The following is a 1,375-nucleotide window of genomic DNA, read 5'->3' as shown; positions in this document are numbered from 1 at the left end:
GGTTGCGTCCACGGAAGTGGTGTACGACTTGCCCGTGATGGGCGTGTTGCGTAGATAGGAGACGGCCACCGCGCGATCCTTCGAGACGGCTAAGTCGAACGAAGGAGAGTGATGCGCGATGGCCGCATCTGAGAGTGTGAACCCTGTTGACCTGCTGTGCGAGCAGATCGCGGGCGCGTCGCCGGATGTGCTGCAGGCGATGATCAAGACGTTCGCGCAGGGGTTGATGTCCGCCGAGGCAGACGCGATCTGCGGCGCCGCATATGGGCAGCGCAGCGACGAGCGGGTCAACTCTCGTAACGGCTACCGGCCGAGAGAGTGGGACACCCGCGCCGGCACCATCGACCTGGCGATCCCGAAGCTGCGGCAGGGCTCGTACTTTCCGGACTGGCTGCTGACGCACCGCCGGCGGGCTGAGCAGGCCCTGGTCTCCGTGGTGGCCACGAGTTACCTGCTCGGGGTGTCCACCCGCCGGGTGGAGAAGCTGGTTGAGCAGCTCGGGATCCGGCAGCTGTCGAAGTCGCAGGTCTCGGAGATGGCTGCTCACCTGGACGCGCAGGTCGAGGCGTTCCGCAACCGGCCCCTGGACTCAGGCCATTACACGTTCGTGTGGATGGACGCGTTGACGATGAAGGTCCGCGAGCATGGCCGCACTGTCAACGTCCACGCTCTGATCGCGGTCGGGGTCAACGCCGACGGTCAACGTGAAGTCCTCGGCCTCGACGTGGCCTCGGATGAGGACGGCGCCGGCTGGCTGGCGTTCCTGCGGTCGCTGACCGCCCGCGGCCTGACGGGGGTGCGTCTGGTCATCTCCGATGCCCACGCCGGACTCGTGCAGGCCATCGGGGCGGCTCTGCCGGGGGCCTCGTGGCAGCGGTGCAGGACCCACTACCTGCGGAATCTGCTGACGAAGGTGCCGAAGTCAGCGCAGCCGTGGATCGCCACTCTCGTCCGCACCATCTTCGACCAGCCCGACGCCGACGCCGTCCGAGCCCAGTTCGACCGGGTCGTGACCACGATCGAGGCGAAGTTCCCCGCCGCCGCCGAGCACCTCGACACCGCCCGCGACGACCTGCTCGCCTTCACCGGCTTCCCCCGCGAGATCTGGCGCCAGATCTGGTCGAACAACCCGCAGGAACGGCTGAACAAGGAGATCCGCCGCCGCACCGACGTCGTCGGCATCTTCCCGAACCGGCCAGCGATCATCCGACTCGTCGGCGCGGTCCTGGCCGAGCAGACCGACGAGTGGACCGAAGGCCGCCGCTACATGGGCCTGGAACTACTCGCCAAAGCCCGCATGGTCGTAATCGAAACCGACCAACACAACACCGACCAGCCCGACCCCACCCCGATCGCCGCATAACATCAAACCGGA

1 protein-coding gene is annotated in these 1,375 nt (G+C 67.1%); it reads left to right on the top strand.

The genetic code is table 11. The features are described from left to right. Positions 1 to 118: 118 nt before the first annotated feature. Positions 119 to 1,363, top strand: coding sequence for an IS256 family transposase (locus ONA70_RS36280; protein ID WP_265010988.1), 1,245 nt, complete (start codon positions 119 to 121; stop codon positions 1,361 to 1,363). Positions 1,364 to 1,375: the final 12 nt, after the last annotated feature.

Source organism: Micromonospora yasonensis, from assembly GCF_026013475.1.
Classification (GTDB): domain Bacteria; phylum Actinomycetota; class Actinomycetes; order Mycobacteriales; family Micromonosporaceae; genus Micromonospora; species Micromonospora yasonensis.
Note: the sequence above shows the minus strand (reverse complement) of the source record. Positions and strands in the feature narration are given on the sequence as shown.